At 70.5% G+C, this 25,600-nt stretch carries 23 protein-coding genes and 2 other RNA genes; 16 read left to right on the forward strand and 9 right to left on the reverse strand.

Annotation, left to right across the window (positions count from 1 at the left end; genetic code table 11):
* Nucleotides 1–80: 80 nt before the first annotated feature.
* On the forward strand, nucleotides 81–1,706 hold the full coding sequence (locus tag ACVBD7_RS11705; RefSeq protein ID WP_458093366.1) for an ABC transporter substrate-binding protein: 1,626 nt from the start codon (nucleotides 81–83) through the stop codon (nucleotides 1,704–1,706).
* A gap of 54 nt (nucleotides 1,707–1,760) precedes the next feature.
* Here ACVBD7_RS11705 and ACVBD7_RS11710 read toward each other — a convergent pair whose 3' ends face one another.
* The 3 genes from ACVBD7_RS11710 to hflK all read right to left on the reverse strand — a co-directional run bounded on the left by ACVBD7_RS11710 (nucleotide 1,761) and on the right by hflK (nucleotide 5,604).
* Nucleotides 1,761–3,329 carry a Do family serine endopeptidase gene (locus ACVBD7_RS11710; protein ID WP_458093368.1) on the reverse strand — a complete coding sequence of 523 codons (1,569 nt, stop codon included), beginning with the start codon at nucleotides 3,327–3,329 and terminating at the stop codon, nucleotides 1,761–1,763.
* 191 nt (nucleotides 3,330–3,520) lie between these two features.
* Nucleotides 3,521–4,396 carry a protease modulator HflC gene (gene hflC, locus ACVBD7_RS11715; RefSeq protein ID WP_458093370.1) on the reverse strand — a complete coding sequence of 292 codons (876 nt, stop codon included), beginning with the start codon at nucleotides 4,394–4,396 and terminating at the stop codon, nucleotides 3,521–3,523.
* Nucleotides 4,393–5,604, reverse strand: a complete 1,212-nt coding sequence (gene hflK, locus ACVBD7_RS11720; protein WP_458093372.1) for an FtsH protease activity modulator HflK — start codon at nucleotides 5,602–5,604, stop codon at nucleotides 4,393–4,395. The genes hflC and hflK overlap by 4 nt, the downstream gene beginning before the upstream one ends.
* 151 nt (nucleotides 5,605–5,755) lie before the next feature.
* Between hflK and ACVBD7_RS11725 the strand changes: the two genes are divergently transcribed.
* On the forward strand, nucleotides 5,756–6,886 hold the full coding sequence (locus tag ACVBD7_RS11725; RefSeq protein WP_458093373.1) for an Mrp/NBP35 family ATP-binding protein: 1,131 nt from the start codon (nucleotides 5,756–5,758) through the stop codon (nucleotides 6,884–6,886).
* 142 nt (nucleotides 6,887–7,028) lie between these two features.
* On the opposite strand, the gene ACVBD7_RS11730 is transcribed toward ACVBD7_RS11725, so the two are convergent.
* From ACVBD7_RS11730 to thyX, 5 genes are all read right to left on the reverse strand, one after another.
* The gene (locus ACVBD7_RS11730) at nucleotides 7,029–7,922 is read right to left on the reverse strand and encodes a ribokinase (protein WP_458093375.1); all 894 of its coding nucleotides are present in this window, start codon (nucleotides 7,920–7,922) and stop codon (nucleotides 7,029–7,031) included.
* Between the two features lie 52 nt (nucleotides 7,923–7,974).
* Nucleotides 7,975–8,739, reverse strand: a complete 765-nt coding sequence (locus tag ACVBD7_RS11735; RefSeq protein WP_458093376.1) for an SDR family NAD(P)-dependent oxidoreductase — start codon at nucleotides 8,737–8,739, stop codon at nucleotides 7,975–7,977.
* A 105-nt stretch (nucleotides 8,740–8,844) separates the two neighbouring features.
* On the reverse strand, nucleotides 8,845–9,840 hold the full coding sequence (locus ACVBD7_RS11740; protein ID WP_458093378.1) for a tripartite tricarboxylate transporter substrate binding protein: 996 nt from the start codon (nucleotides 9,838–9,840) through the stop codon (nucleotides 8,845–8,847).
* Between the two features lie 79 nt (nucleotides 9,841–9,919).
* A complete protein-coding gene (locus tag ACVBD7_RS11745) occupies nucleotides 9,920–10,237 on the reverse strand; it encodes a hypothetical protein (RefSeq protein ID WP_458093379.1) in 318 nt (105 codons plus the stop codon).
* Between the two features lie 24 nt (nucleotides 10,238–10,261).
* A complete protein-coding gene (gene thyX, locus ACVBD7_RS11750) occupies nucleotides 10,262–11,200 on the reverse strand; it encodes an FAD-dependent thymidylate synthase (protein WP_458093381.1) in 939 nt (312 codons plus the stop codon).
* Between the two features lie 73 nt (nucleotides 11,201–11,273).
* Here thyX and ssrA point away from each other — a divergent pair.
* The 10 genes from ssrA (at nucleotide 11,274) to ACVBD7_RS11800 (ending at nucleotide 19,557) form a co-directional block, all read left to right on the forward strand.
* Nucleotides 11,274–11,609, forward strand: a transfer-messenger RNA (tmRNA) gene (ssrA, locus tag ACVBD7_RS11755).
* A gap of 115 nt (nucleotides 11,610–11,724) precedes the next feature.
* A complete protein-coding gene (locus ACVBD7_RS11760; RefSeq protein WP_458093383.1) occupies nucleotides 11,725–12,252 on the forward strand; it encodes an SspB family protein in 528 nt (175 codons plus the stop codon).
* Nucleotides 12,253–12,566: 314 nt separating this feature from the next.
* Nucleotides 12,567–14,213: a fumarate hydratase gene (locus ACVBD7_RS11765; protein ID WP_458097684.1), complete on the forward strand. Its 1,647-nt coding sequence runs from the start codon at nucleotides 12,567–12,569 to the stop codon at nucleotides 14,211–14,213.
* 63 nt (nucleotides 14,214–14,276) lie between these two features.
* On the forward strand, nucleotides 14,277–14,531 hold the full coding sequence (locus ACVBD7_RS11770; RefSeq protein ID WP_458093385.1) for a DUF1272 domain-containing protein: 255 nt from the start codon (nucleotides 14,277–14,279) through the stop codon (nucleotides 14,529–14,531).
* Complete coding sequence (locus ACVBD7_RS11775; RefSeq protein WP_458093387.1) at nucleotides 14,531–14,932, forward strand: RidA family protein; 402 nt, start codon at nucleotides 14,531–14,533, stop codon at nucleotides 14,930–14,932. The genes ACVBD7_RS11770 and ACVBD7_RS11775 overlap by 1 nt, the downstream gene beginning before the upstream one ends.
* 38 nt (nucleotides 14,933–14,970) lie before the next feature.
* Nucleotides 14,971–15,375 (forward strand): VOC family protein, encoded by a 405-nt coding sequence (locus ACVBD7_RS11780; protein ID WP_458093389.1) that lies wholly within the window; start codon nucleotides 14,971–14,973, stop codon nucleotides 15,373–15,375.
* The gene (locus ACVBD7_RS11785; protein WP_458093391.1) at nucleotides 15,372–16,493 is read left to right on the forward strand and encodes an alanine racemase; all 1,122 of its coding nucleotides are present in this window, start codon (nucleotides 15,372–15,374) and stop codon (nucleotides 16,491–16,493) included. The genes ACVBD7_RS11780 and ACVBD7_RS11785 overlap by 4 nt, the downstream gene beginning before the upstream one ends.
* Before the next feature lie 55 nt (nucleotides 16,494–16,548).
* On the forward strand, nucleotides 16,549–17,967 hold the full coding sequence (locus tag ACVBD7_RS11790) for a class II fumarate hydratase (protein WP_458093393.1): 1,419 nt from the start codon (nucleotides 16,549–16,551) through the stop codon (nucleotides 17,965–17,967).
* A gap of 12 nt (nucleotides 17,968–17,979) precedes the next feature.
* On the forward strand, nucleotides 17,980–18,198 hold the full coding sequence (locus tag ACVBD7_RS11795; RefSeq protein ID WP_458093395.1) for a ribbon-helix-helix domain-containing protein: 219 nt from the start codon (nucleotides 17,980–17,982) through the stop codon (nucleotides 18,196–18,198).
* A gap of 351 nt (nucleotides 18,199–18,549) precedes the next feature.
* Nucleotides 18,550–19,557 (forward strand): isopenicillin N synthase family dioxygenase, encoded by a 1,008-nt coding sequence (locus tag ACVBD7_RS11800; protein WP_458093397.1) that lies wholly within the window; start codon nucleotides 18,550–18,552, stop codon nucleotides 19,555–19,557.
* A gap of 36 nt (nucleotides 19,558–19,593) precedes the next feature.
* Here ACVBD7_RS11800 and ACVBD7_RS11805 read toward each other — a convergent pair whose 3' ends face one another.
* Complete coding sequence (locus ACVBD7_RS11805; protein ID WP_458093399.1) at nucleotides 19,594–22,452, reverse strand: AsmA family protein; 2,859 nt, start codon at nucleotides 22,450–22,452, stop codon at nucleotides 19,594–19,596.
* Nucleotides 22,453–22,697: 245 nt separating this feature from the next.
* On the opposite strand from ACVBD7_RS11805, the gene ACVBD7_RS11810 reads away from it, so the two are divergent.
* From ACVBD7_RS11810 to ACVBD7_RS11825, 4 genes are all read left to right on the forward strand, one after another.
* Nucleotides 22,698–23,489: a TerB family tellurite resistance protein gene (locus tag ACVBD7_RS11810; protein WP_458093401.1), complete on the forward strand. Its 792-nt coding sequence runs from the start codon at nucleotides 22,698–22,700 to the stop codon at nucleotides 23,487–23,489.
* Nucleotides 23,490–23,637: 148 nt separating this feature from the next.
* On the forward strand, nucleotides 23,638–24,339 hold the full coding sequence (locus ACVBD7_RS11815) for an N-acetylmuramoyl-L-alanine amidase (RefSeq protein WP_458097685.1): 702 nt from the start codon (nucleotides 23,638–23,640) through the stop codon (nucleotides 24,337–24,339).
* A gap of 68 nt (nucleotides 24,340–24,407) precedes the next feature.
* An RNA gene (rnpB, locus tag ACVBD7_RS11820) (RNase P RNA component class A) lies at nucleotides 24,408–24,831 on the forward strand.
* Between the two features lie 282 nt (nucleotides 24,832–25,113).
* A complete protein-coding gene (locus ACVBD7_RS11825) occupies nucleotides 25,114–25,584 on the forward strand; it encodes a division/cell wall cluster transcriptional repressor MraZ (protein ID WP_458093403.1) in 471 nt (156 codons plus the stop codon).
* Nucleotides 25,585–25,600: the final 16 nt, after the last annotated feature.

Genomic DNA, 25,600 nt, shown 5'->3' on the forward strand with positions numbered 1-25,600 from the left:
CGTGAAGTGTTCATCGGGGCGAGCGGGCGCAACAGTTCCTCACCCCGAATGGTGCGGCCTTCCCTTGATGGATGGCTGCCATGCTTCGACTTTCCCCATTCTCGCGCCGGCAGGTGGTGCTTGCGGGGTTGAGCGTTTTTGCCCTGCCCCGCTTCGCGATCGGGCAGGGCAATGCCCGCCCAGCCATCACGGTGGCGGTGCAATCCATCAGCACCTCGAACACGCTGGAACCGCTGCGCGAGCAATCCAACGTGATGACGCGGGTTGTGGCGAGCTTTCTCGAGCCGTTGATTGACCTGGACTGGACCGGCGACATGTCGCTGCGGCCGGCGCTTGCGGAATCCTGGCGCCGCATCGACGAGCGCACGCTCGAGCTGCATCTGCGGGAGGCCCGGTTCCACGATGGGCGCGCGCTGACCGCGGAGGACGTGGCCTTCACCTTCGGGCCGCAGCACATGTGGGGCAGCGGAAGCGCGGCCGCGCCCGCAGGCGGCATGTTCACCTCCACCACATCGGGCGCGGGCACGAAGGAGCCGCCCGCCGAGGTGCCGGCGATCGCGCGCCTGGCCTTCCCGGGCTTCGAGCGCATGGAGGTGGTGGATGCGCGGACGGTGCGGCTGGTGAACCGCACACCGGACGTGACGCTGGAGGGCCGGCTGGCGCGGCCCGCAGCCTGCATCATCTCCCGCGCGGCGTTCGAGGCAGCGCCGGACTGGCTGTCCTGGGCGCGGAAGCCCGTGGGCACCGGCCCGTATCGCGTGGCCGAGTACCGGGCCGAATCGCATCTGCTGCTGGAGGCCTTCGACGACCACTGGGCCGGGCGCCCTCCCCTTCGCAGCATCCGCTTCGTGCAGGTGCCGGAGGTGTCGGCGCGGGTGAACGGGCTGCGCACGGGCGAGTTCGACTTCGCCTGCGATCTGCCGCCGGACCAGATGCCGGTGGTGCAGGCCAGCGCGCGGCACGAGGTGGTGGGGCGCGCCATCGCCAATCATCGCGTGACGGCCTTCGACAAGACGCATCCGGTGCTGCGCGATACGCGGGTGCGGCGGGCCATCACCCATTCCATCGACCGTCAGGCCATTTCGCAGGCACTGTGGGCGGGGCTGGCGCCGGTGCCGAAGGGCATGCAGTTCGAGTTCTACGGCCCGATGATGCTGGAGGACTGGGAGAGCCCGCGGTACGACATCGCCGAGGCGCGGCGGCTGCTGCGGGAGGCCGGGTACAGGGGCGAGCCGATCCCCTACCGCCTGTTGAACAACTACTACACCAACCAGGTCCCGACGGCGCAGATCCTGGTGGAGGGCTGGCGCGAAGCCGGGCTGAACATCCGGATCGAGATGAAGGAGAACTGGTCGCAGATCCTGCTGGCCGATGGCGGCCGCGCGGTGCGCGACAACTCCAACACCGCCTTCTTCAACGATCCCGTGGGCGCCATGGCCGCCTTCGGGCCGAGCGGCCAGCAATGGGCGAGCGGCGAGTGGCGGAATGACGAGGCGGCGGCGGCCCTGGAGGCGCTGCAATCCTCGACGGAGCTGGGGCGCCGCCGCGTGGCGCTGCGGCGGATGCTTGAGATCTGCGAGCGGGAGGATCCCGCCTATACCGTGCTGCACGGCACGGTAAATCTCACGGGCAAGCGGCGCGACCTAGGCTGGAAGCCGTCGGCCTCCTTCGCGATGGACTTCACCGCGCGCAATTGGCGCAGCTGACAAAAAAGGGGCGCCGGCAACTGCCGACGCCCCGTTCATCACCCCGCGCCGGGATCAGTTGCGGCGCTGGTTGCCTTCCTCGCGGATGCGCAGCGGCACGAAGCGCTGGCCCTGCTGCCCCTCGACCAGCAGCAGCGCGCTGGCGCGGTTCTGGCGGCGCAGCGCCTCGATGCGGGTCTGCACCTCCTGCGGCGTGTTCACTCGCTCCTGCTGGACCTCCACGATCACGTCGCCGGGGCGCAGGTCGCGCTCAGAGGCGGGGCCGTTGGTGTCCACCTCCACGATCAGCACGCCGCGCTGCTCCGGGCGGATGCTGAAGCGCTCGCGCGCGTCGGGGGTGATCGGGCCGACCTTCAGGCCAAGCCCGGCCAGGTCAACCACCGCGCTGCGCGGCTGGGCGGGCGTGTTGCCACCGCGGGCCTGCGCTTCCGCCTGGTCGGCGGGCAGCTCGGCGATGGTGACGGTCACCTGCTCCTCCTTGCCATCGCGCCAGACGGTGACGGGGGCAGCGGTGCCCACGCGCGTCTCGGCAACGATGCGCGGCAGGTTCCGCATCTCGCGCACATCCTGGTTGTTGAAGCGCAGGATCACGTCGCCATTGCGAATACCGCCCTTGGCGGCCGGGCCGTCCTCCTGCGCGCGGGCCACCAGAGCACCGCGGGCGCCGCCGCGGAGGCCGAGGCTCTCCGCGATCTCGTCCGTCACCTGCTGGATGTTCACGCCCAGCCAGCCGCGGCGCACGCGCCCGCCATCCCGCAGCTGGGCCACGATGCCGCGCGCGAGGTTGGACGGGATGGCGAAGCCGATGCCGATCGAGCCGCCGGAGGGCGAGTAGATGGCGGTGTTGATGCCCACCACCTTGCCGGACATGTCGAAGAGCGGGCCGCCCGAGTTGCCGCGGTTGATGGCGGCGTCGGTCTGGATGAAGTCGTCATACAGGCCCTGCCGAATGTCGCGCGAGCGGGCCGAGATGATGCCGGCCGACACCGAGGAGGCGAGGCCGAAGGGGTTGCCGATAGCCAGCACCCAGTCGCCGACCTGCGCGTCGTCGGAATTGCCGAAATCGACAGCGGTGAGCTGGCGATCGGTCTTCAGGCGCAGCAGCGCGATGTCGGTGCGCGGGTCGGTGCCCACCAGCTCCGCGGGGATGGTGGTGTTGTCGTTCAGGACGACGTTGATTTCGGTGCCGCCATCGACGACGTGGTTGTTGGTGACCACGAGCTTCTCGGCGGAGTCGATAATGAAGCCGGAGCCGAGCGACTGGCCGCGGCGCTGCTGCGGCTGGCCGGGGCGCCCCTGGCCGGGGCCACCCTGGCCGCCAGGCGGGCGATTGCGCTCGAGGAAGTCGCGGAAGAACTCCTCGAACGGGCTGCCGGGCGGGGCCTGGGGAGCATCCGGCGCGTCGGGGCGCTGGGCGTTGCGGGCGGTGGGGGCGGTGCTGACCTGCACGCTGACCACGGCGGGCAGGAGCTGCTGCGCGAGGGGGCGGAAGGAGGTCGGCGCGTCCCGCATCGGGGTCTGCGCAAGCACGGGTGTCATCGGGGCCGCCGCCATCGCCCCGATCAGGGCGAGGGTGGTGGCGATCGGGGTGCGGAAGCGCACGGGCAGTTTCCCTTCGTTCATCGGGCGAGACCCGCCGGCCATGTGGGGACGGAGGCGGGACGTCTCGCTCGCAGATTGGACCATTCGTGCCCGGGCGTAAGGCCCTGGCTGTTACAAAGAACCACCGGGGCGATCACGGGTGGGTGCGGATGTAACAACGGCCCGCCCCCAATCGGGAGCGGGCCGTTAGATCGCCGCAGGTTTCGCCGGGCCTAGCGCGTGCTGCCCGGGATCTCGCGGAAGTAGCGGAAGAAGTCGCTGTCGGGAGACAGCAGGAGGCGGCTGTCGCCACTGTCCGCGAAGGCCTCGCGATAGGCCTGCATGCTGCGCCAGAACTGGAAGAACTCCGGGTCGCGCTGGAAGGCATCGGCCGAGAGGCGGATGGCTTCCTGCTCGCCCTGGCCGCGCAGGATATCGGCGCTGGCGGTCGCTTCCGCGAGCAGCACGGTGCGGTCGCGGTCGGCCGCCGCGCGGATGCGGGCGCCCTGCTCGGCGCCCTCGGCCCGGGCCTCGCGGGCAACGCGCTCGCGCTCGGACTGCATGCGCGACAGCACGGCCTGGGTGTTCTCCTCCGGCAGGTCGGCGCGGCGGATGCGGACATCCGCCACCTCGATGCCGAAGCGCTTGGCTTCCACGTTCACCTGGTTGCGGATCTCGTTCATGATCCGAAGCCGGTCGGCGGAGAGCACGTTCAGAAGCGCTTCGTTACCAAGGACGCGGCGAAGCGCCGAGGATACGATGGAGGCGAGGCGGCCACGGATGCCGTTCTCGGCGACGCCAGCGGTCTGGAAGAACAGCAGCGGGTCGATGATGCGGAAGCGGGTGAAGCTGTCCACGATCAGCCGGCGCTGGTCGCCCAGGATCAGCTCCTCGCCCGATGCCTCATAGTCCAGCAGGCGGCGATCCAGCGCGATGACGCTCTGGATGAAAGGGATCTTCGCATGCAGGCCCGGCTCCTGGATCACGCGGCGGGGCTCGCCAAACTGCGTGATCAGCACCTGCTGCGTCTGATGCACCGTGAAGAGCGAGGAGGCGGCCGTGACGATCACGGCCACTACCAGCACGGCTGCGATGGTGAGGCGGTTCATCGGGCGTTCCCCTGGGGTGCGCGGGGCGGCGGCGGCGGGGTGGCTGCGGCAGCCGCCGCAGGCGGAACGGCGCGCGACTGCGCCGGCGCCTGCCGGTTGGAGTCGAGGTTCAGCAACGGCACCAGGCCCTGCAGCCGGTCGTCCACAATGATCTTCGGAGTCTTGCGGAGGATCTCCTCCATCGTCTCCAGATAGATGCGCCGCATCGTGACGTCCTGCGCGGTCTGGTAGGCGGAAAGGACCGAGACGAAGCGTGCCGCCTCACCGCGGGCGCGGGCCACCTGGCTGTCCTTCTGGCCCTGGGCTTCCTGGACCATCCGCTCCGCCTCACCGCGTGCGCGGGGGATGATGTCGTTGCGGTAGCTCTCGGCCTCGTTGCGGGCGCGCTCGCGGTCCGCGTTGGCGCGCTGCACGTCGCGGAACGCCTCGATCACGGCGCCGGGCGGGTCCACCTTCTGCAGCTGCACCTGGGTGATCTCCACACCCGCCCGGTACTGGTCGAGGATGGCCTGGGTGCCCTGGCGGACCTGCTGCTCGATCTGGGCGCGCGCCTCGGTCAGCGCGGGCTGGATCGGCGTGCGGCCGATCACTTCGCGCATCATGCTTTCGGCGGCCGACTTCACGGTGATGTCGGGGTTGCGCGTGTTGAACAGGTACTCGCCGGCATCGCGGATGCGCCAGAACACGGCGAAGTCGATGTCGATGATGTTCTCGTCGCCGGTCAGCATCATGCTCTCGGCCAGCACGTCGCGGCTTGCGGTCGGGCGCTGCGTGTTGGAATCGTTGGCGCTGAGATAGCCGACATCGACGCGGTTGATGCGGGTGACGCGCGGCGTGGTGACGCTCTCGACGGGCCAGGGAATGCGGTAGTTCAGGCCCGGCGGAGTGGTGCGCGAGAAGGCGCCAAAACGCATGACCACGCCCTGCTCGTCCGGCTGGACGCGGTAGAAGCCCGAGGCGCCCCAGGCGGCGACGGCCAGCAGAGCCAGCACGGCCAGGCCCTTGCCCCCCGTGCCGCCCGACATGCCCCGCGGCAACCAGCGGCGCACCGCCTCCTGTGCCTGCCGAATGGCATCGTCCAGATCCGGGCCGCGCCCGCTACCACCACCACCACCACCGGGCGGCGGCGTGCCCCAGGGGCCTTGCGGACGGTTGCTGCCGCCGGGCGATCCCCACGGGCTCGGTCCGCCGCTATTGTTCCACGGCATGGGCCGGTCACTCTCCCTCGATAACGTGGTGGCCCCGCCCGCTTGCGCGGGGTGGGGGCCACCCATATGGCGTTCGCAGCCCTCATCCTCTTGATCAGAGGAGGGGCCGGGCAGGTGGCCATGTTGGCCGGGTGGCGGGGGTTTTCAAGCGATGGTGAGCGGGTTGGAGGCGGCGGTGCGGTCGGCACTGGGCCGGTTGCGCGACCCGGCCTCGGGGCGGGACATCGTCTCGGCGGGCATGCTCGGGGGCGTTTCGGTGCGCGACGGCATGGTCCAGGTGGAGCTCGCCGTGCCACGGGAACGGGCGCGGGAAATGGAGCCGCTGCGGGCGGCTGCCGAGGCCGCGGCACGGGGCGTGCCCGGGGTGATCTCGGCCAGCGCGGTGCTGACCGCGCACCGAGAAGGCCCCTCCCCCGGCCCGGCCCAGGGTCCCGCGCCCGGCGCGGGTCCGGGGCCGCAGGGCCATGGCGGGCGGGCGCCCGGCCCGATGCTGCTGCAGGATGCGGGGGCGGTGATCGCTGTTGCCTCGGGCAAGGGCGGCGTCGGGAAGTCCACGACTGCCGTGAACCTGGCGGTGGCGTTGGCGCAGAAGGGCCTGCGGGTGGGGCTGTTGGACGCCGACATCTACGGCCCCTCCCTGCCGCAGATGCTGGGTGCGCGCGAGCGGCCTCGCACGGATGGCAACCGCATCATCCCCATCGAGGCCTGGGGATTGAAGGCGATGTCGATCGGCTTCCTGGTGGACCAGGAAACGCCAATGATCTGGCGTGGCCCGATGGTGATGGGCGCGCTGGAGCAGATGATGTCCCAGGTGGAATGGGGCGCGCTGGACGTGATGGTGGTGGATATGCCGCCCGGTACGGGCGACACGCAGCTCACCATGTCGCAGCGTGTGGCATTGCGCGGGGCGGTGGTGGTCTCCACGCCGCAGGACGTGGCGCTGCTGGATGCGCGGCGTGGGATCCGCATGTTCGAGAAGGTGAACGTGCCCGTGCTCGGGCTCGTCGAGAACATGAGCTATTTCTGTTGCCCTAACTGCAACCACCGCAGCGAGATCTTCGGCCATGGCGGCGCGCGCATGGAGGCCGAGAGGCTGGGAGTGGAGTTCCTGGGTGAACTGCCGCTGACGCTCTCCATCCGCGAGCACTCGGATGCCGGGCGGCCGGTGGTGCTCGCCGCGCCGGACTCGCACGAGGCGCAGGCCTACCGGGCGATCGCGGACCGCGTCTGGGCCAAGGCGGGCGGGGCGCGGGCGGCGGGGCCGCGGATCGTGGTGGAGTGAGAGAAGCCGGGGGGAGACATCCCCCCGGACCGCCTTCCATCTCTGGGGTTCAGCGTTGGCGCAGGGGCGAAGCGTGCCGCGGCAGCCTTTCAGAATAAGATGAGGGGGACCGGGAGAGAGTTCCTTCTCTTCCGGCCTTTCTTCACCCGAGCAGCGCGTCCGTCTCCGCGCCGGCCGGCATCGCATCCGCCGCCCCCGGCCGCGACACGGCGATGGAGGCCGCTGCGGCAGCCCGCTGCATCGCAGCCTCCAGCGGCGCTCCGCGCGAGAGGGCCGCGGCCAGCACGCCGCACCAGCAATCCCCGGCACCGGTCGTGTCCAGCACCAGCCGGGGCGGCAGGACTTCCGTGCGCCAGGCTCCACTGGTTGTCGCGGCCTCGGCACCGCGTTCGCCAAGCGTCACGGCGACGTCCACGCCCAGTGCGACATGCAGGGAGCGGGCGCTGGTGACGCAGCCGAGATGAGAGGCGAGCCAGGCGGCCTCGTGCTCGTTCACGACGAGGAGGTGCAGGGCGCGCAGGGCCTCGGGCGAGATGGGACTGGCAGGGGCGAGATTGAGGATGGGGAGCGCGTCCTGGGCACGGGCCCGGTGGATGAGGGCGGCGTTTTCCTCGGGCGGGACCTCCATCTGCATCAACAGGATGTCGCCGGGCCTGAGCGCCGGGACCTGGGATGCGCGCGCCAGGGCGTTGGCGCCGGGCGAGACGGCGATCTGGTTTCGGCCCTGGCTGTCCACGCAGATGCAGGCGGCGCCGGTGGCGGAATCGGTCTCGTTGACGGCGGAGAGATCCACCCCGGCGCCGCGCAGGGCGGAGAGCGCGACGGCCGCCATCGGGTCTCGGCCAACCGCGCCCACGAAGCGCACCGGGGCACCGTCGCGGGCCGCGGCCACGGCCTGGTTGGCGCCCTTGCCGCCAGGGGCGGCGCGCCACGCCCCGCCCAGCACGGTATGGCCAGGGGCCGGAAGCGCGGGAACGGGGAAGGTCAGGTCCGCGTTCACGGAGCCGAAGATGATGACGTTGCTGAGGAGGGGCATGCGCGCGGCATGAAGGCGAGGCCGCGCCCGCCTGGCAAGCCGCGCGCCTTCATCACGCCTGGGGCGGCTGGCCGTTGGAGGCGGAGAGGCCGCCATCGACGGGCAGGTTGACGCCGTTCACAAAGCGCGCGTCGTGGCTGGCGAGGAAGGCAATGACATCCGCCACCTCATCGGCCTCGGCGGCGCGGCCGAGGGGAATGCGCTCAGCGAACTTCGCCATCAGCTTCTCGTCGCCCAGCATGTCCTTCGTCATGTCGGTGATCGTGAGGCTGGGGCAGACGGCGTTCACGCGCACGCCCTTGGGGCCGAGGTCGAGCGCCAGGGCGCGGGTGAAGTTGGTCACCGCGCCCTTGGCTGCATTGTAGATGCTCATGTCCCAGTCACCGCCGAGGCCGGAGACGGAGGAGACATTCACGATGCTGCCCTGCGTCGTGACCAGATGCGGGATGGCGGCGCGGGTGAGGAAGAAGATGCCGTCGAGATCGGTGCCCATCACCCGGCGCCAGTCGGCGGTCCTTGCCTCGGCCAGCGGACCGGTGGCGTGGGTGCCGGCGTTGTTCACCAGCACGTCCAGGCGCCCGAAGGCCTCGATGGTCCGGTTGACGAGGGAGATGCAGGCCTCCTCGTCCGAGACATCGGCCTCGACGACGAGGCCGCGGCCTGCGGGCAGGTCGGCGGCCACACGGTCCAGCTTCTCCCGCGTGCGACCGGCCAGGACCACGGCGAAGGCGTCCCGCGCGAAGCGGCGCGCGGTGGCCTCGCCCATGCCGGAGCCCGCGCCGGTGACGATCGCGACCTTGCCCTCAAATCCTGCCATGCCGGCCTCCTTCTGATCGAGGGCACAACGCCGGGGGATGCGGCAGGTGTCCTCGATGCTCGGGCTAGGGCATGGCGGGTGCGTGGTCCTTCACCGGAGATGGATTCAGCCGTCCACGCTCAGGTTCAGCTTCGCCACCATTTCCTTCTCATAGGCGGCGCGCCGGACGAGGAAATCGGCATAGGCGGCGCTGTCGAGATAGGAGAGCGGCATGTCCCAGCGGTCCCGCACGGCCGTGTTCTCCGGCGCCATCAGGGCAGCGTGGAAGGCGTCGTGCAGCACGCGCACCACGCCGGGGTCCATCCCCTTGGGCCCCGCGATGCCGTAGGGCGACGTGACGGCGAGATCGATGCCCAGCTCGCGCAGGGTGGGCACGTTGGGGAAGCGTGCCGCACGCTCAGGCGACCAGACGGAGAGGAGACGGAACTGCCCGGCCTCCACCTGCGGCACCCAGGCGGAGCTATCGGCGATGCTGTCGATCTGCCCACCCAGCAGCGCGGTCACACCCTCGGTCGTGCCGCGGAAGGGGACATGGACCATGCGGATGCCCAGCCGGGCGCAGAGATCCTCCATGGCGATGTGGTTGCTCGTGCCGATGCCGCTGGTGGAATAGGTCAACTCGCCCGGCCGGGCGCGGGCAGCGGCGACGTAGCCGGCCCAATCGCGGATCGGGCTGTCCGTCCGCACCACGACGCCGAAGAGCCAGCCGGTGAGGCCGATGACCGGGGTGAAGTCCGCGACGGGGTCCCAGCTGCGGGCGCGGGTCATGTAGGGGTGGCGGAGGACGGAGAGGTGGTGTTGGGCGAGGGTGTATCCGTCCGGCGCCGCCTGCAGCAGCGCCTGGGCGGCGAGCAGGCCGCGCGCGCCGGAGCGGTTCTCCACCAGCACGGTCTGGCCCAGGCGGCGGGACGCGCCATCGGCAAGGGAGCGGAGCTGCGCATCGGCCGAGCCGCCGGGGGGCCAGGGCACGAGGAGGCGGATGGGCCGGTTCGGGAAGCCGGGCTGGGCGATGGCGGGGCTGGCGAGCGCCGCGGCGCCGAGCGCCCCGCTTCCGAGCGTGACGAGGGCGCGGCGGGGCAGGCCCCGTGGGTGCTGTGTCATGGCAATCCTCCCTGGCGGGCACCTTTGCGGCGCCTCTGCACAGGGGGGAGCGTGGCAGAAGCGATGCGCCTGCCGCAATCTATCGGCTTGTGGCGCGACCCAGTGCGAAGCCGCCGACCAGCACGGCCAGGATCACCGCCCAGATATCGCCGATGACGGCGGCCGCGACGGGCAGGATGACCAGCACTGCCAGCACGATGACGGCGACGGCGAGCCAGGACGGCCCGCGCCCGCGGAAGCGCGACAGCCAGCCGCCTGCGGGCGGGGGTGGTGCTGCGGATCGGGTGCGCGGCGCGGATGGCTTACGGGCTGCCGCAGTCTTGCCTGCCGCAGCGGGCTTCCTGGTGGTGGCCCCCGTCCTGCCCGGGGAGGCCTTACCGGAGGGGGCCTTGGCCATCGTCTTTCAGGGGGCGGGGTGGCGTCAGCCTTCGCGGCCGAGCATGCCCATCAGCTCGCGCCACTCGCGCTTGGACAGGCCGCTGCCCACCTGCTGCGGGTTCTCCCCGGCCACCATGCCGCGCACGACCGAGAGCATCTGCGCGGACAAAGTGGCGGCGCCCTGACGGTAGTCGCAGAAGGCCTCGTGCACCAGGGGGACCCAGGCCTTCACCGTGTCCAGCATGGCATCAGCATAGACGCGGATCTCGTACTGCGCGTGGGCGTCGGCGCGCAGGGTGAGAAAGTTGAGGAGGTTGTGCAGATCCGCCTTCCAGTACCACTGGGTATAGGCATTGAGCGTGAGGTTCATCCGCGCCAGCTCGCGCGCCAGGCCGTGGCGGGATTCGTCGATGACGCGGCCCTCAGCGTCCTCGTTCAGCATTTCCAGATAGTGGTCGTAGTTGCGGCTGGCGTCGTCGCGCAACAGGTCGAGCACGCGCGCGGCCTCCTCGCCCTCCAGCACGCTGCCGCGGCCCTGGCGGTTCACGGCGGACTGGGCGGCAAGCTGCTCCTGCGCGGGCAGGTAGAACTCGCGGTCGAGGATGGAGTAGCGGGCCGAGTACTCGTTCACGTTGGCCATGCGGTGGCGGATCCACTGGCGCGCGACGAAGATCGGCAGCTTCACATGGTACTTGATCTCGCACATCTCGAAGGGCGTCGAGTGGCGGTGGCGCATGAGGTAGCGGATGAGGCCACGATCCTCGTTGGCCGCCTTGGTGCCACGGCCATAGGAGACGCGGGCGGCCTGCACCACGGCGGAATCGTCGCCCATGTAGTCCACGACGCGGACGAAGCCGTGGTCGAGCACGGGGATGGGGCGGAACAGCATGGCCTCCAACCCCGGGGAGACCGGACGGCGGGTCTCGTGGCGCTGGGCTTCGGCCTCGGCCAGCTCCTGTCGCTGCGTCTCGGTCAGTTCCATGGCGGCCCCCTCGTCGGCAGCAGCCTTTAGCGGGGCGGGCGGGGAGTCGCCAGCCGCAAACCTGCCCTCCCCGCCCCTGGCATTCCCCGGCGGGCTGCCCTATATCAGCCGGGTCACCCTCGGGTGACTATGGTGATAAACGGTACGTGGAATAAGCGTTGTGGACCCGGGGGCAGTACCCGGCGCCTCCACCATCCCTCCCCGCCTTATCAACGGGGGTTGCAGGGACGTCTGGGGGCGAAACAGGCTCGACGCGCGCGGTAAAGACGTATCTTTTGCCCGGCATTGTACCGCCGTTATCGGGCTATTTCACAAGTGCCAACGATAATGGTCGCGAGACCATGGCGCTCGCTGCCTAGAGATAGGTAAGCGCCGTCCGGGGGGAACGGGGCAACAGAATCCCCCCACCTTTTCCAGCTGGAGAGTGGTCCTGGGCGCAGTTCTATGCCGCGCTGGGCGGATGGCTTATGTTGCGGCCAGATACGCCCCCCTGTGACCGGACCAGCCTTGGATACGACACGCGCATGAGCGAGCAAGCGCCGCCCCCCGAGAGCCTTCTTCCCTATGACCGCTGGACCGAGGAGGCGATGCGCAACGTGGCGCTGCGTGCCCTCGAGTTCGCGGCCAGGAACGGGTTGCCGGGGGAGCACCATTTCTACCTGACCTTCCGCACGGATCATCCTGAGACGAAGGTGCCGGGCCACCTCAAGGCCCGCTACCCGCAGGAGATGACCATCGTCCTGCAGCACCAGTTCTGGGACCTGACGGTGGACCGGGCGGAGCAGAAGGTGTCGGTGGGTCTCTCCTTCGGCGGCGCCGCGGCGACGCTGGTGATCCCCTTCGCGGCACTCGTCGCCTTCTGGGACCCGCATGTGCGGGTGGGGCTGCGCTTCGGCGACATGGGCATCCCCGAGGGCGAGGCCGAGGCGGTGCCGGAGCCCTCGGACGACACCCCCCGTGCGCCGGACGAGTCCCCGCCGTCGGAGAAGCCCGAGGCCCCGGCCCAGGTGGTGAGCCTGGACGCCTTCCGCCGCCGCCCGACCCGCGAGTAGACGCAACGCATCCGCCTGCGTGAACTCCTGGCCGGAAGCGCAGGGCAGGGTTTCGTTTCCACCCGTGTTCCGCCTGTGGCGCGCCGGGCGGGGCCGCGCTAACAGATGATACAGTCCTCGTTGCCTGGCCTGGCGCCGTTCTGTGCGGCCGTGCCGGGCCGCCCTGCGCGCCAGGGCCAAGAGCCGGAGCACCGTCCGTGACCTCTCCCGTCGAAAGCCCTCTGGGCGAGCAGACACTCGATTCCATCCAGCCGCCAATTCCGGTGGGCGCGACCCCCGTCGCCACCCATGACGGGGCCGAGGCCGATGCGGGCATGCCCGTGTCCCAGCGGACCGCGGGCTTCCTGTTCAGCCCGATGTTCCCGCTGGCCGAGGACACCACGCCCTACCGCAAGCTCGACATCCCCGGCGTCTCCACCATCGAGGTGGAGGGCAGGACCGTGCTGAAGATCAAGCCGGAGGTGCTGGAGCAGCTCGCCTTCCAGGCCTGCAAGGATGTGTCGCACCTGCTGCGCCCCGGGCATCTGCAGCAGCTCTCGAACATCCTGAAGGACCCGGAGGCGAGCGCGAACGACCGCTTCGTCGCGCTGGACCTGCTGAAGAACGCGAATATCGCGGCCGGCGGCAAGCTGCCGATGTGCCAGGACACGGGCACCGCGATCGTGCATGGCAAGAAGGGCCAGCGCGTCTGGGTGGAGGGCGACGAGGAGGAGGCGCTCTCCTACGGCGTCCACCGCACCTACACCGAGACGAACCTGCGCTATTCCCAGATGGCGCCGCTGACCATGTATGAGGAGGCGAACACCGGGAACAACCTTCCCGTGCAGTTCGACATCTACGCCTCCCCCGGCGACTACCATGCGGACGAATTCAACCTGATGTTCGTCCTCAAGGGCGGCGGCAGCGCGAACAAGACCTTCCTGTTCCAGCAGACCCGCGCGGTGCTGAACAAGGCCAAGCTCCTCGCCTTCCTCGACGAGAAGATCCGCACCCTCGGGACCAGCGCCTGCCCGCCCTACCACCTAGCGATCGTCATCGGCGGTACCTCGGCCGAGACGACGCTGAAGACGGTAAAGATGGCGTCCACCCGCTATCTGGACACCCTGCCGGAGAAGGGCAGCAAGTCCGGGCACGCCTTCCGCGACCGGGAGCTGGAGGCAGAAGTGCACAAGCTCACGCAGAACCTCGGCATCGGCGCGCAGTTCGGCGGCAAGTATTTCTGCCACGACGTCCGCGTCATCCGCCTGCCGCGGCACGGCGCGAGCCTTCCGATCGGCATCGGCGTCTCCTGCTCGGCCGACCGGCAAATCAAGGCGAAGATCACGCCAGAGGGCGTGTTCCTGGAGCAGCTGGAGCACGATCCCGCCCGCTTCCTGCCGGACCAGACCGATGGCGTGCCCGAGAGCAGCGAGGTCGTGCGGATCGACCTGAACCAGCCGATGGGTGCGATCCGCGCCGAGCTGTCCCGCCACCCCGTCTCCACCCGCGTGTCGCTGAACGGCACCATCGTCGTCGCGCGCGACATCGCGCATGCGAAGCTGAAGGAGCGGCTGGATTCCGGGCAGGGCCTGCCGGACTACATCAAGAACCACCCCGTCTATTACGCGGGCCCTGCGAAGACGCCGGAGGGCATGCCGACGGGTTCCTTCGGGCCGACGACGGCGGGGCGGATGGATAGCTATGTCGGCGAGTTCCAGGCGGCCGGGGGTTCGCTTGTCATGCTAGCCAAGGGCAACCGCTCCAAGGCTGTGACGCAGAGCTGCCAGGCCAATGGCGGTTTCTATCTCGGATCCGTCGGCGGCCCGGCGGCACGGCTAGCGCAGGACTGCATCCGCAAGGTCGAGGTGCTGGAGTATCCGGAGCTCGGCATGGAGGCCGTGTGGCGCATCGAGGTGGAGGACTTCCCGGCCTTCATCGTGGTGGACGACAAGGGCCACGACTTCTACGACGGGCTGGAATAACGCCGACCGGGCACGCGGCCCCAATGGACCGGGGCCGCGGCACCGAACCGCCGGGAGCTGTCCATGCTCGAACTCCGCCCGAACTGCGAGTGCTGCGACCGCGACCTGCCGCCGGATTCGCGCGAGGCGCTGATCTGCTCCTTCGAGTGCACCTGGTGCCGGGATTGCGCGGCCAACCGGCTGCCCGGCGGCGTCTGCCCGAATTGCGGGGGCGAGTTGCTGGCCCGCCCCATCCGGCCCGCGGGGAAGCTGGCCACGCGGCCGGCCGGCACGGCGCGCCGTCGCTCCGCCCTTCCCGCTTGCGCCGGAGCCGCCTGATGCGCCGCCTCATCTCCTCCGGCTCCCGCTTCGAGCGCGAGATCGGCTATTCGCGGGCCGTGGTGGATGGGGACATGATCTTCGTCTCCGGCACGACGGGCTACGACTACGCCACCATGACCATCTCGGACGACGTGCAGGTCCAGTGCGAGCGGACACTGAAGAACATCGCCTCCGCCCTCGCCGAGGCTGGGGCGACGCTGGAGGACGTGGTCCGCCTGCTGTTCATCGTGCCCAACCGCGCGGACTGGGAGCCATGCTGGCCCGTGCTGCGCCTGTATTTCGGCGAGAGCCGCCCCGCCTCCACCCTCATCCATGCCGGGCTGCAGACGGATGCGATGAAGATCGAGATCGAGGCCACCGCCCGGCTCCGCCCACGTTTCCGCGCCCCTTCTCCCTGATCGCCCATTCCGATCCAAGCCGCCTGAGGACGACACTGATGCGCTTCGCCGTGGACCGCCTGGACCATCTGGTCATCACCTGCAACGACGTGGAGACCATGGCGAGCTGGTACCAGCGCGTGCTGGGGATGGAGCGCGAGAGCTTCGGGGAGAAGCACCGCACCTCGATCCGCTTCGGCGGGCAGAAGATCAATCTTCGCCCGAAGGAGGCGACGCAGGAGGAGTGGTTCACCGGCCGCGGCGCGGCGCCCGGCGGCAACGACCTGTGCTTCATCGTCACCGTGATGGCCGATGACGTGGTCGCGCATTTGCGCGACTGCGGCGTGACGGTCGAGGCCGGGCCGATCGAGAAGGCGGGCGCGCTGGGCGCCATCGTCTCGGTCTATTGCCGCGATCCCGATGGGAACCTCATCGAGATCTCGTCCTACGGGGACAAGCGGTGAGCACGATCCTCGACACGCCGCGGCTGCTGCTGGACCAAGCGCGGCTTGAGGCGAATGCGCGCCGGTTGCGGGACCGCGCGGCTGCGCTGGACGTCACCTTCCGCCCGCATTTCAAGACCGCCAAGTCGGTCGAGGTCGCGCTTCTGGCCCATGGCGGCGTGCCGGGCCCTGCTACCGTCTCCACCATGAAGGAGGCGGAGGCGCTGGCGGAATCGGGCGCCTCGAAGGACATCCTCCTGGCCGCCACCGCCATCCCGGCGCGGCTGCCGCGGGCCGAGGCGATCCGGCGCCGGCACGACGTGCGGCTGATCCTGGTGCTGGACAGCCCGGAGATGGCCGGGATGCTCGATACGGCCGCCGAGGCGCCGCATGAGGTGCTGGTCGAGGTGGATTCCGGCGAGCACCGGGCCGGCGTGCCGCCCGAGCGGGCACTGGCCGTGGCGCGGGCCGTTCACGGCTCGAAGAACCTCCGGCTGGCGGGGGTGATGACCCATGGCGGCCACTCCTACGGCTCGGCCGACCCGGCGGCGATCGCGGATGTGGCCGAGGCCGAGCGCGTGGCGACGGTCTCCGCCGCCGAGGCGATCCGCGCCGCGGGGATGCCCGCCCCCATCGTCTCCGTCGGCTCCTCCCCCACCCTGCTGCACGCCCGCGACCTGACGGGGGTGACGGAGGTGCGCGCGGGGGTGTCGCTGTTCTGGGACTTGGCGCAGATGTCGCGCGGTATGTGCGGCTGGGACGATCTGGCGCTGTCGGTGCTCTCCACCGTGATCGGGCACAACCGGGCCTCGCGCTCGCTGGTGCTGGATGCGGGGGCGCTGGCACTGTCCAAGGACGTCACGGCCAATGCCTTCGCGCCCGACACCGCCTACGGCACGCTGGGCGAGGCCGAGACGGGCGCGGCGCTGCCTCTTCATGTCACCCATGCCTATCAGGAGCACGGGATGGTGCCCGTGCCGGATGAGGGCTGGTTCGAGCGGTTCCCGATCGGCAGCCTCGTCCGCGTCTATCCCAACCATGCCTGCCTGACGGCCGCGGGCGGCTACGGCGCTTATGACGTGCTGGATTCCGGCGGGAACACTGTCGCGCGCTGGGCGCGCGTGGACGGGTGGCACTGAGGAGTTTGGCAATCTGGGGGGTAGCCCTGCGCGGGCGGGCTGGCACACTGCGCCCATGCCGCACGACCAGCCCACCCGCACCGAAACCGACAGCCTCGGCACGATCGAGATCGCGGCCGACCGCCTCTGGGGGCCGCAGACGGAGCGGGCCCGGCGGCTGTTCCGCATCGGGACGGAGGTCTTCCCCCCGGCCCTGATCCGCGCAATGGGGCTGCAGAAGGTCGCGGCCGCCGAGGCGAACCTCGCACTAGGCGAGCTGCCGGCGGAGATCGCAGAGCCGATCATCACCGCGGCGCGCGAGATCGCGGCCAATGAGCGCGATGCCGATTTTCCGCTGCCGGTCTGGCAGACCGGCTCGGGCACGCAGACCAACATGAACGCGAACGAGGTGATCGCGAACCTCGCGAACGGGATGCTCGGGCAGGCGCTGGGATCGCGGGCGCCGGTTCACCCGAACGACCATGTGAATCGCGGCCAGTCGTCGAATGACAGCTTCCCGGCGGTGATGCATGTGGCCGCGGCCGAGGTGGTGACGGCGCGGCTGATCCCGGGGCTGGAACTGCTGCAGGCCAGCCTCGCGCGGCGCGCGGAGGAGTGGTCCTCCATCGTGAAACTTGGGCGCACGCATTTGATGGATGCGGTGCCCGTCACGCTCGGCCAGGAATTCGCGGCCTGGGCGATGCAGGTGGAACTTGGCATCGCCAGGGTGAAGGCAGCGCTGCCGGACCTGCTGCGGCTTCCCCAGGGCGGAACGGCGGCGGGCACGGGGCTGAACACGCATCCCGATTTCGCCCGGGTTTTTGCCGGGCGGGTGGCGGAGCTGACCGGGCTGGCGTTCACCGCCAGCGTGAACCCCTTCGAGGGCATGATGGCGCATGACGCCTTCGTCGCCCTTCAGGGCGCAATGAACACGGTCGCCGTCTCGCTGAACAAGATCGCCAATGACGTGCGGCTGCTGGGCTCCGGACCGCGTGCCGGCTTCGGGGAGCTGATCTTCCCGGCGGACGGGCTGTCCTCCTCCATCATGCCGGGCAAGACGAACCCGACGCAGTCCGAGGCGCTGACGATGGTCTGCGCGCAGATCATGGGGAACACCACCACCGTTACCGTCGCGGGTGCGCAAGGCCATCTGGAGCTGAACGTCTTCAAGCCCGTGATCATCCAGGCCGTGCTGCAATCGGCCACGCTGCTGGGCGACTGCGCGGAAAGCTTCGCGGTGAACATGGTGGACAAGCTGGAGCCGAACCGGGAGCGCATCGCGGAGAACCTGGCGAAGTCGCTGATGCTGGTGACCGTGCTGAACCCGCGCATCGGCTACGACAAGGCCGTGCAAATCGGGAAGGTGGCGCTGGCGGAGAACCTGACGCTGCGAGATGCCGCCGAGAGGCTGGGCTATGTCACCCCGGAGGATTTCGACCGCTGGGTTCGGCCGGGGGAGATGACGCGGCCCGGCGCCACGCTCACCGGGGGCTGATGGCCAGGAGCGATGGCGGGGCATCTTATCAAGCGATCCTTCACCCTGGCGGGGCACCGCACCTCGGTTGCGCTGGAGCCTGAGTTCTGGGCGGTGCTGGAGGCGGCGGCGGCGCAGCGGGGGGAACCGCTCCTGCGCCTTGTGGCGGCGGCGGACGCTTCACGCGACGATCCGGAACTGCCGCTGGCCTCGGCCCTGCGCGTGCTGGCGCTAGGGCTGGCACGGCGCTGACCCCGGCGCGTTTTTTCTTGCGACGGGATGCCCGGCCGTCCTAATCGGGATGCGCGGGTAGAAGCGGCCAGGGTTCCCCAAGAGGGTCCCAGGGCATTGCTCCACGATCGAACTGGTCGAGGTGTCCCCTGCTCTCACTCTCCTTCTGTCATGCGCGTGCCGAACGGGCCGGATCCCCTCCGCTGCCCGTGGTTTGCCATGCGCACGATGCGGTGGAGGGCTGAGCCGGGGCACCCCCAGCGATCTGCCCTCCCCTGGATGGTCCGGCGGGCGGGCTTCCCAGGAGTAGAAGCGGTGAGCGGCCCCTGCGGCCCTCTGACATTGCTCCTTCCAGCACGGAGAGAGATGAACATGTCGGCCAGCCAGGATTACGCGCTGAGGGAACTGAACAAGGAGCGGGGCTTCGGTGGCATGGGCACCACCAAGGCCCGCAACGTGCCGCGCATCGATATGTCCGACTTCCAGGCGCGCAAGGCCGAGATCGCGGAGCAGCTCTGGGCCGCCTCGACCGACACCGGCTTTTTCCAGCTGGTGAATCACGGCATCCCGCAGGAGCAGATCGACGAGGCGTTCGACATGACCGCCCGCTTCTTCGACCTGCCCGGGGAAACCAAGGCCAAGTACCCGATGGTGAAGGGGACCAACTGGGGCTGGGAGTACAAGGAGCAGGTGCGTCCTTCCACGGGCACGGTGGACAACAAGGAGTCCTTTCAGGTCACCGTGCCGCGCATGAAGGGGCTGTGGCCGACGGGCGAGGAGCTGCCGGGCTTCAAGGCCGTCATGCTCGCCTTCGAGCGGGCGAACTGGGCGCTCGGGATGAAGGTGCTGTCCTGCTTCGCGATGAAGCTCGGCTTTCCGCCTGACTTCTTTACCGAGGCGCATGACCCGACCTCGCCCGAGTACCAGTCCACGCTGCGCCTCATCCACTACATGGCCATGGAGAACGCGAAGGCCGAGGACTTCACCGGTTGGCGTGCGGGTGCGCACACGGATTACGACTGCCTGACGCTGCTGCACCAGCGCACCGGCCAGGGTGGGCTGCAGCTCTGCCCGGGCAAGGACGTGGAAGAGGGTGGCGAGCTGGCCTGGACGGATGTGGAGCCGCTGCCCGGCGTGATCACCTGCAATATCGGCGACATGCTGATGCGCTGGAGCGACGACCAGCTGCAGTCCACCCTGCACCGGGTGCGGATGCCGCGGGCGGGCGAGTATCTCGGCCCGCGCTTCTCCCTGCCTTTCTTCTGCCAGGCCAACCGGGACGCGCTGATTCGGCCGCCCTCCGGCAAGGACGCGCCGATCACGGCCAGCGACTTCCTGCAGCAGCGCATCGCCGCGAACTTCGCCAAGCTGCACAAATAGGAGACGGGCCGGGGAGGACGCCGTCTCCCCGGCCTTTCACCGCTCCGCCCGCCACCGCAGCCAAGCCGAAAGCTCCGGCACCCGCCGCGGGATGCCGATGGGCCCGGTCAGGCGAACCCCCACCTCCGGCACAGGATCGGCGGGCTTCTGCAGCGCCGTCAGGTCCAGCGCCGCGCGCGGAAGATCCAGCTCGCCGCGCAGGGTGAGCGCGATGCCCTCTCCTGCGGCGCTGCCTTCGGACAGTGTTGCGCGTCCGCCGGCAAGGGCAGCTCGGAGAGCAAGGGTTTCGAACTCGGTGGTTCCGTCCTGCAGGGCGCGGCGCAGGGCAGGCTCGTCGCCGGCCGTGGCGGCGCGGCCTGCCGCAGCGGCATCGATCCCGGTAAGGCGCCCGCGGCGTACAGCAAGTGCGGCCTCGCCGGAGAGGGTGCCGAGAAGCGCGGCGGGGCTGCTGCCCGTGGCAGCCAGCCGGAGGTCTGCATCGGCGTCTCCGGCCGCCACCTCCAAAGGCAGGCCAAGCAGGGGGCCCGAGATCAGGGCGCCGCGCAGCGCGCTGGCGAGGGACAGGCGCGGGGTGTCGCTGGCGGTATCGAGCGAGGCGTTGCCGCGCAGCGTGCCGCCCTCAAGACCGGCCTCGATCTCCTCAAGGGCCAGGTTGCCGGCGGCGAGACGCAGCCGGGCGCGGAGGTCGCGCAGCGCCGGCAGCTCGGCGGGCTGCAACCGGGCGATCGAGAGAGCGATCTCGGCATCCGCCACGCGAAGGGCCGCGAGGGGCAGCGGGTCCCGGCCACGCCAGGGGATGGGAGACAGGGTGACGGTCTCGGCGGCGATGCGTCCGGTCAGGCGCAAGCGGGGATCCAGTGCGAGGGCCAGCTGGCCATTGGCGCGCAGGGCACCGGCCACGAGGTCGAATCGGTCCGCCGTCACGCCCTGGGGCCCGGCGGCGAGCGCCGTGACGAGGGAGAGGGAGCCCTGGCCGATCCATTCGCCCGGCGGCTGGCCGAGAGCATCTGTGATCAGCCGGGGCGCACCAGGATGGCGAAGGGTGAGAGTGCCGCTGCCGCGCCGTCCGGAAAGGTCGAGCGTGCCTGCGGCCTCTACCCTTGCCTCGCCCAGCTCGGCGCCGGCCTGCAGCGCGAGGGCCTCAGGCGTGCCGCCGCCGGTGGCGCGAAGGATGACAGGTTCGCCAGCCAGCCGCGTGTTGTCGGGCCAGCCGCCTGGGAGGAGGGAGGCCAGGGCGCGGGCGTTGGGGGCAGAGAACTCCACCACCCCGTCGGAGATGCGGGGCGTAAGTCCGAGAAGCGCAATGCCCGAGGCGGAGAGGTCGCCCCCCGCCACCTGCCCGGCCAGGCGGCGGAGTGTGAGGCGGCCATTTTCCAGCGCCGCGTCCAGCGAGGCGCGTTCCAGCGTCGTGCCGCCCCAGCGGGCACGCTCGGCGGCCAAGCGGAGGTTGGCGTCGAAGGCGCCAAAAAGGCGGCTGGTGGCCGGCCAGTCGAGGCCTGGGCGAAGCCACCCCTCCAGATCCAGCGTGTCGAGGGTGAGGCCGAGGCCGAGGGCGGGGCGGGCGCCGAAGCGCAGCACGCCGGCGCCGGAGACACGGGTGCCGTCGAGGGTGGCGGAGAGCTCTGGGATGGCGATGGAGCCGGGTTCCAGTACTAGCCTGGCCCTCCCCTCGCCCTGCCGCAGCCGGCCAGGGGCGAGCCAGTCGGCCCGGAGTCCGGTCGTGGGGCCGATGACTGGGCCCAGCGCATCGACGGTGCCGCGCAGGTCGGTGCCGGAGAAGCGCAGCGCGGCCTCCAGACGGTCACCGGCCGTGGCGCCGTTCAGCTCCACGGTCGTGCCCCCGGGCAGGATCGCCGAGACATCGGAGAGGGTGAGGCGGGTGTTCTCCGGCCCGCCCTCGCGGAAGGCGGCGGCGCGGAGGCGGCGGAGGGGCACGCCGCGGAAGGTCGCGGCCTCGGCCGAGAGATCGAGGCCGAGCGGCAGGGCGGTGGGGCGGGCGCGCAGCGCCGCGAGCCAGGGATCGAGGTCGAGCCTGCTGGCCACCAGCGCAGCGTCCAGCCGGGGCGTGGGGTTGAGGCGGAGCGTTAGGGCGCCGCGGGCGGGGCTGCCTCCGATATCGAGGGCCAGCTCATCCGCTGCCAGCAGGTCCGCCGCCACGGTTAGACGGCCCCGGGCGCGGAAGGCGCCGGGCGGGCCGGGAACGAGAAGGTTCAGGTCGGGGCCCGAAGCCTCGACGCTTCCTTCCACCGTGCCGTCCGGCGTCAGCACGCCGCGGGCGGCAACCGTGGCATTGCCCATGGCCAGCGAGAGGTCGGCAGGGGTGATGCCGTCATACCCGGGACGGCCAAGATGCGCCTCGAACCGCCATTCCAGCCCGATCCAGGCGAAGCGCCCCTCCGCGCGGAGGCCCTGGCTGGCGTCGCCCGCGGTGAGCTGGGCCTGAACGCCCTCCAGCCGCACGCCGCCGATGATCAGCCGGCTGTCCACCAGCCGGGCGGAGAGGGCGGAGAGGCTGGAAGGAAGGTTGGCGGCATCGGTCGGCGGCCAGGACAGGCGCAACTCGGCGCCGACGATCGCCACCTCCCGCGGGACGATGCGGCCGAGAAGAAGGGCGGCGCCATCCACGCGGAGGCGCAGCGAACTGGCGGCAAAGGCCAGGCCGTCCCCGGGCTCGCCGAAGGTGACGCCCTGGGCCTCCACCACGGGATAGGGCAGCAGGCGCAGGCGGACCGGGCCATGCAGGGTGACGGGGCGGCCGATACGGGCGGAGGCCAGCTCGGCCAGTTGGTCGCGACGCGCGGTCCAATCGGTGAAGAGGGGAGCGGCCCAGAGGGTGGCGAGGATCGCGCCCAGGATCAGGAAGACGGCAACGCCGGCGAGAAGAGGACGGCGCATGTCAGGCGGGGTACCGGGCGGCAAGAATCCGGGCGTCGGCCGGCCCGGCCCGGCCATGCGGCCGCGCGGCGCTGGCGCCGGCTCCTGACCCCGTTCTGGACAAGTCACCTCCGCGCCGCCTGGAATCCCGCGATTCCCTCGGCGCGACCATGCTTGAGGCAGGCCCGGGCGGCAAGAAAGCGGCGCGCTTCCGATCCGCCGGGATTCGGGGCATAGGCTGGTGAATCTCGGCGGATGGAGCGGTCTTGGGTTTCTGGGGCAAGATCATCGGCGGCGCGGTCGGCTTCGCCATGGGCGGCCCGGTGGGCGCCGTGCTGGGCAGCGCGCTGGGCCATGCGGCCGATGAGGGCACGCTGAACGGCCTGCCCAATCTCGGCGTGCCGGGGCTGGATGGCGCGCGCATCGCGGCGATGATGGGCTCGCGCGAGAGCCTGTTCGCCATCGCGGTCGTCGTTCTCTCGGCCAAGCTCGCCAAATGCGACGGGCCGGTCAAACGGGCGGAGATCGACGCCTTCAAGCGCATGTTCCGCATCCCGCCCGAAAACATGGGCGAGGTCGCCAAGCTGTTCGACCGCGCGCGCGACAGCGCCGAGGGAGCCGAGCCCTATGCCGAGCGCCTGGGCACTGCCTTCGCCGAGGAAAAGCCGGTGCTGGAGGACGTGCTGGGCGCGCTGTTCCGCATCGCCGAGGTGGACGGACCGCCGAACCGGGCGGAGCTGGCCTTTCTCGGCGGCGTCCATGCCCGGCTGGGGCTGGACGCCGCGGCCTGGGAGCGTGCGCGGCTGGGCCTGCCCAACCCCGCCTCCGCCGGCGCCACCCTCGCCCCCGAGGGGCCGGACCCCTATGCCGTGATGGGCCTGCCGCGGGATGCGACCGACCAGCAGGTGCGCGAGACCTGGAAGCGGCTGATGCGCGAGCACCACCCGGACAGCATGACCGCGCGTGGCCTGTCGGCAGACCTGGTGCGGCGGGCGACCGGCAAGGTGGCCGACATCAACGCCGCCTGGGACCGGATCAAGCGGGAGCGCGGGATATGAACCGACGGGTGTTGCATGCCAGCCCTGGGCTGGAGCGCACCCGGTGAACGCCCGGCGCGGCCGCCTGCCCGCGCGCCCGGCCGCGCGCGTGCCCGCGAGTGACGGGTTGGCCCTGGTCCCGCAGGAGGTCGGCCTCCACATCACCGAGCTGCCGAGTCCCAACCAGGACGAGAGGCCGCTGGGCATCCCGGTCGACACCCTGATCCTGCACTACACGGACATGGAGACCGGCGCCGCGGCCATAGCCCGGCTGCGGGACCCGGAGGCGCGGGTCTCCTCCCACTACGTGGTGGAGGAGGATGGGCAGGTATTCCGGCTGGTGCCGGAGGAGCGGCGCGCCTTCCATGCCGGCCTCTCCTCCTGGCGGGGAAACGAACAGCTTAACGGGCGCAGCATCGGGATCGAGGTGGTGAATCCCGGCCATTCCTGCGGCTACCGCCCCTTCCCTGCCCTGCAGATGGCGGCGGTGGCGGATCTTTGCCTGGGGATCATGTCGCGCCATCCGGTTCCGGCCCGCAACGTGGTGGCGCATAGCGACGTCTCGCCGGACCGCAAGCGCGACCCGGGGGAGCTATTCGACTGGAAGGGCTTGGCCTCGCTAGGTGTGGGGCTGTGGCCGGAGGACGTCCCGGGCGGGATTGATCCGGGCGACCTCTCGGTGGTGCAGGGCGGCATGGCCCGGGCGACGGCGCTGATGCGCCGCATCGGGTACAAGGTGGACCCGGCGCGCCCCGACGTGGCGCTTGTGGCCTTCCAGCGGCACTGGCGGCAGGAGGAGTGGGGCGGGCGGCCTGATGCCGGCACGCTGGCACGGCTGGAAGCTGTGGCGGCGCTGGCCGAGGCGGGCTGACAGAGCCGCACCATCCGCACCGGGCCCGCGCTTGACCCTGTTTGCGCCGAGTCGCATACGCTGCCCTACCAGACGGCCGGGCGACCGCTGCCAGTCTCCGGGGGTTGAACTTCGGAGGCGGTGGAGGAAAGTCCGGGCTCCACGGGAAAACGGTGCCGGCTAACGGCCGGCGGGGGCGACCCCAGGGACAGTGCCACAGAGAACAGACCGCCCACTTGGCCATGGGGTTCGCCCCAGGGTCCGCGGGTAAGGGTGAAACGGTGGGGTAAGAGCCCACCGCGCCCCCGGCAACGGGGGCGGCACGGCAAACCCCACCGGGAGCAAGGCCGAATAGGGATGGCCGGCGAGGGTCCGAAAGGGCCTGTCGTCGGGGGCTTTCCCGCCCCGCCATCCGGGTTGGCCGCGAGAAGCCATCGGCGACGGTGGCTCCAGAGGAATGGTCGCCCGGTCCGCAAGGGCCGACAGAACCCGGCTTACAGGCCGTCTGGTCCTTTCCCGAACGCCCGTGCGAACCTACGCTGATAACCAATTGATTTCCTCGGAATTAACGGACGTTGCCCGTCAGCAACACTTCGCCATCTCTCCGCAATCGTGCTTGTTGGCCCGCTCCGTCCCATGTTATCCCAGGGCATCCCGCAAGGGCCCGGACCTGAGGGGGGCGAGGGGCTGGCGGGATGGTCGGGTGAGCCGGCGGGGTCGGGGGGCCTCGCCGGCCGCTTGACCCGGAAATCCTGCTCCCCCGGTGCGACCGAGAGGGGGCGGACGTTCCAGCGGATGACCCAGTTCTTGGGCACCTTTACGGGCAAGCTGGACAGGAAGGGGCGGGTCTCCGTCCCATCCCATTTCCGCGCCAAGCTCGAGGGCCTGGGCTCGCTGGATATCGTTCTCCGCCCGTCTCACCGCGACCCGAGCGTCGAGGTTTGGCCGGCGCCCTTCTACCTTGAAATGACCAGTGGCCTGGAGCGGATGGACCAGTTTTCCGACCCGCTCGAGGACTTGTCCTTCGGCATGTATTCCAGCGTCTTCGAGACTCGCCCCGACGGCGACGGGCGACTGGTGCTGCCCGACGACCTCATCGCCCATGCTGGTCTGGTCGAAGCGGTGAGCTTTGCGGGACTCGGCCGCTCCTTCCAGATCTGGGAGCCCGAGGCGCTGGCCCGGCGCAAGGCGGATGCCCAGCAGCGAATCCGCGAGCGCGGGCTGACCATCCCCTCCACCGTTCCCGGCCAGAGCGGCCGCGCATGAGCGAGGCCGACCTCTC

This window comes from Roseomonas sp. WA12, from assembly GCF_054165765.1.

Excerpts from the sequence above, each read along its gene's own strand:
- ACVBD7_RS11705 (WP_458093366.1), top strand. The coding sequence starts at position 81 with ATGCTTCGACTTTCCCCATTCTCGCGCCGGCAGGTGGTGCTTGCGGGG.
- ACVBD7_RS11710 (WP_458093368.1), bottom strand. The coding sequence starts at position 3,329 with ATGAACGAAGGGAAACTGCCCGTGCGCTTCCGCACCCCGATCGCCACC.
- hflC (WP_458093370.1), bottom strand. The coding sequence starts at position 4,396 with ATGAACCGCCTCACCATCGCAGCCGTGCTGGTAGTGGCCGTGATCGTC.
- hflK (WP_458093372.1), bottom strand. The coding sequence starts at position 5,604 with ATGCCGTGGAACAATAGCGGCGGACCGAGCCCGTGGGGATCGCCCGGC.
- ACVBD7_RS11725 (WP_458093373.1), top strand. The coding sequence starts at position 5,756 with ATGGTGAGCGGGTTGGAGGCGGCGGTGCGGTCGGCACTGGGCCGGTTG.
- ACVBD7_RS11730 (WP_458093375.1), bottom strand. The coding sequence starts at position 7,922 with ATGCCCCTCCTCAGCAACGTCATCATCTTCGGCTCCGTGAACGCGGAC.
- ACVBD7_RS11735 (WP_458093376.1), bottom strand. The coding sequence starts at position 8,739 with ATGGCAGGATTTGAGGGCAAGGTCGCGATCGTCACCGGCGCGGGCTCC.
- ACVBD7_RS11740 (WP_458093378.1), bottom strand. The coding sequence starts at position 9,840 with ATGACACAGCACCCACGGGGCCTGCCCCGCCGCGCCCTCGTCACGCTC.
- ACVBD7_RS11745 (WP_458093379.1), bottom strand. The coding sequence starts at position 10,237 with ATGGCCAAGGCCCCCTCCGGTAAGGCCTCCCCGGGCAGGACGGGGGCC.
- thyX (WP_458093381.1), bottom strand. The coding sequence starts at position 11,200 with ATGGAACTGACCGAGACGCAGCGACAGGAGCTGGCCGAGGCCGAAGCC.
- ACVBD7_RS11760 (WP_458093383.1), top strand. The coding sequence starts at position 11,725 with ATGAGCGAGCAAGCGCCGCCCCCCGAGAGCCTTCTTCCCTATGACCGC.
- ACVBD7_RS11765 (WP_458097684.1), top strand. The coding sequence starts at position 12,567 with ATGCCCGTGTCCCAGCGGACCGCGGGCTTCCTGTTCAGCCCGATGTTC.
- ACVBD7_RS11770 (WP_458093385.1), top strand. The coding sequence starts at position 14,277 with ATGCTCGAACTCCGCCCGAACTGCGAGTGCTGCGACCGCGACCTGCCG.
- ACVBD7_RS11775 (WP_458093387.1), top strand. The coding sequence starts at position 14,531 with ATGCGCCGCCTCATCTCCTCCGGCTCCCGCTTCGAGCGCGAGATCGGC.
- ACVBD7_RS11780 (WP_458093389.1), top strand. The coding sequence starts at position 14,971 with ATGCGCTTCGCCGTGGACCGCCTGGACCATCTGGTCATCACCTGCAAC.
- ACVBD7_RS11790 (WP_458093393.1), top strand. The coding sequence starts at position 16,549 with ATGCCGCACGACCAGCCCACCCGCACCGAAACCGACAGCCTCGGCACG.
- ACVBD7_RS11795 (WP_458093395.1), top strand. The coding sequence starts at position 17,980 with ATGGCGGGGCATCTTATCAAGCGATCCTTCACCCTGGCGGGGCACCGC.
- ACVBD7_RS11800 (WP_458093397.1), top strand. The coding sequence starts at position 18,550 with ATGTCGGCCAGCCAGGATTACGCGCTGAGGGAACTGAACAAGGAGCGG.
- ACVBD7_RS11805 (WP_458093399.1), bottom strand. The coding sequence starts at position 22,452 with ATGCGCCGTCCTCTTCTCGCCGGCGTTGCCGTCTTCCTGATCCTGGGC.
- ACVBD7_RS11825 (WP_458093403.1), top strand. The coding sequence starts at position 25,114 with ATGACCCAGTTCTTGGGCACCTTTACGGGCAAGCTGGACAGGAAGGGG.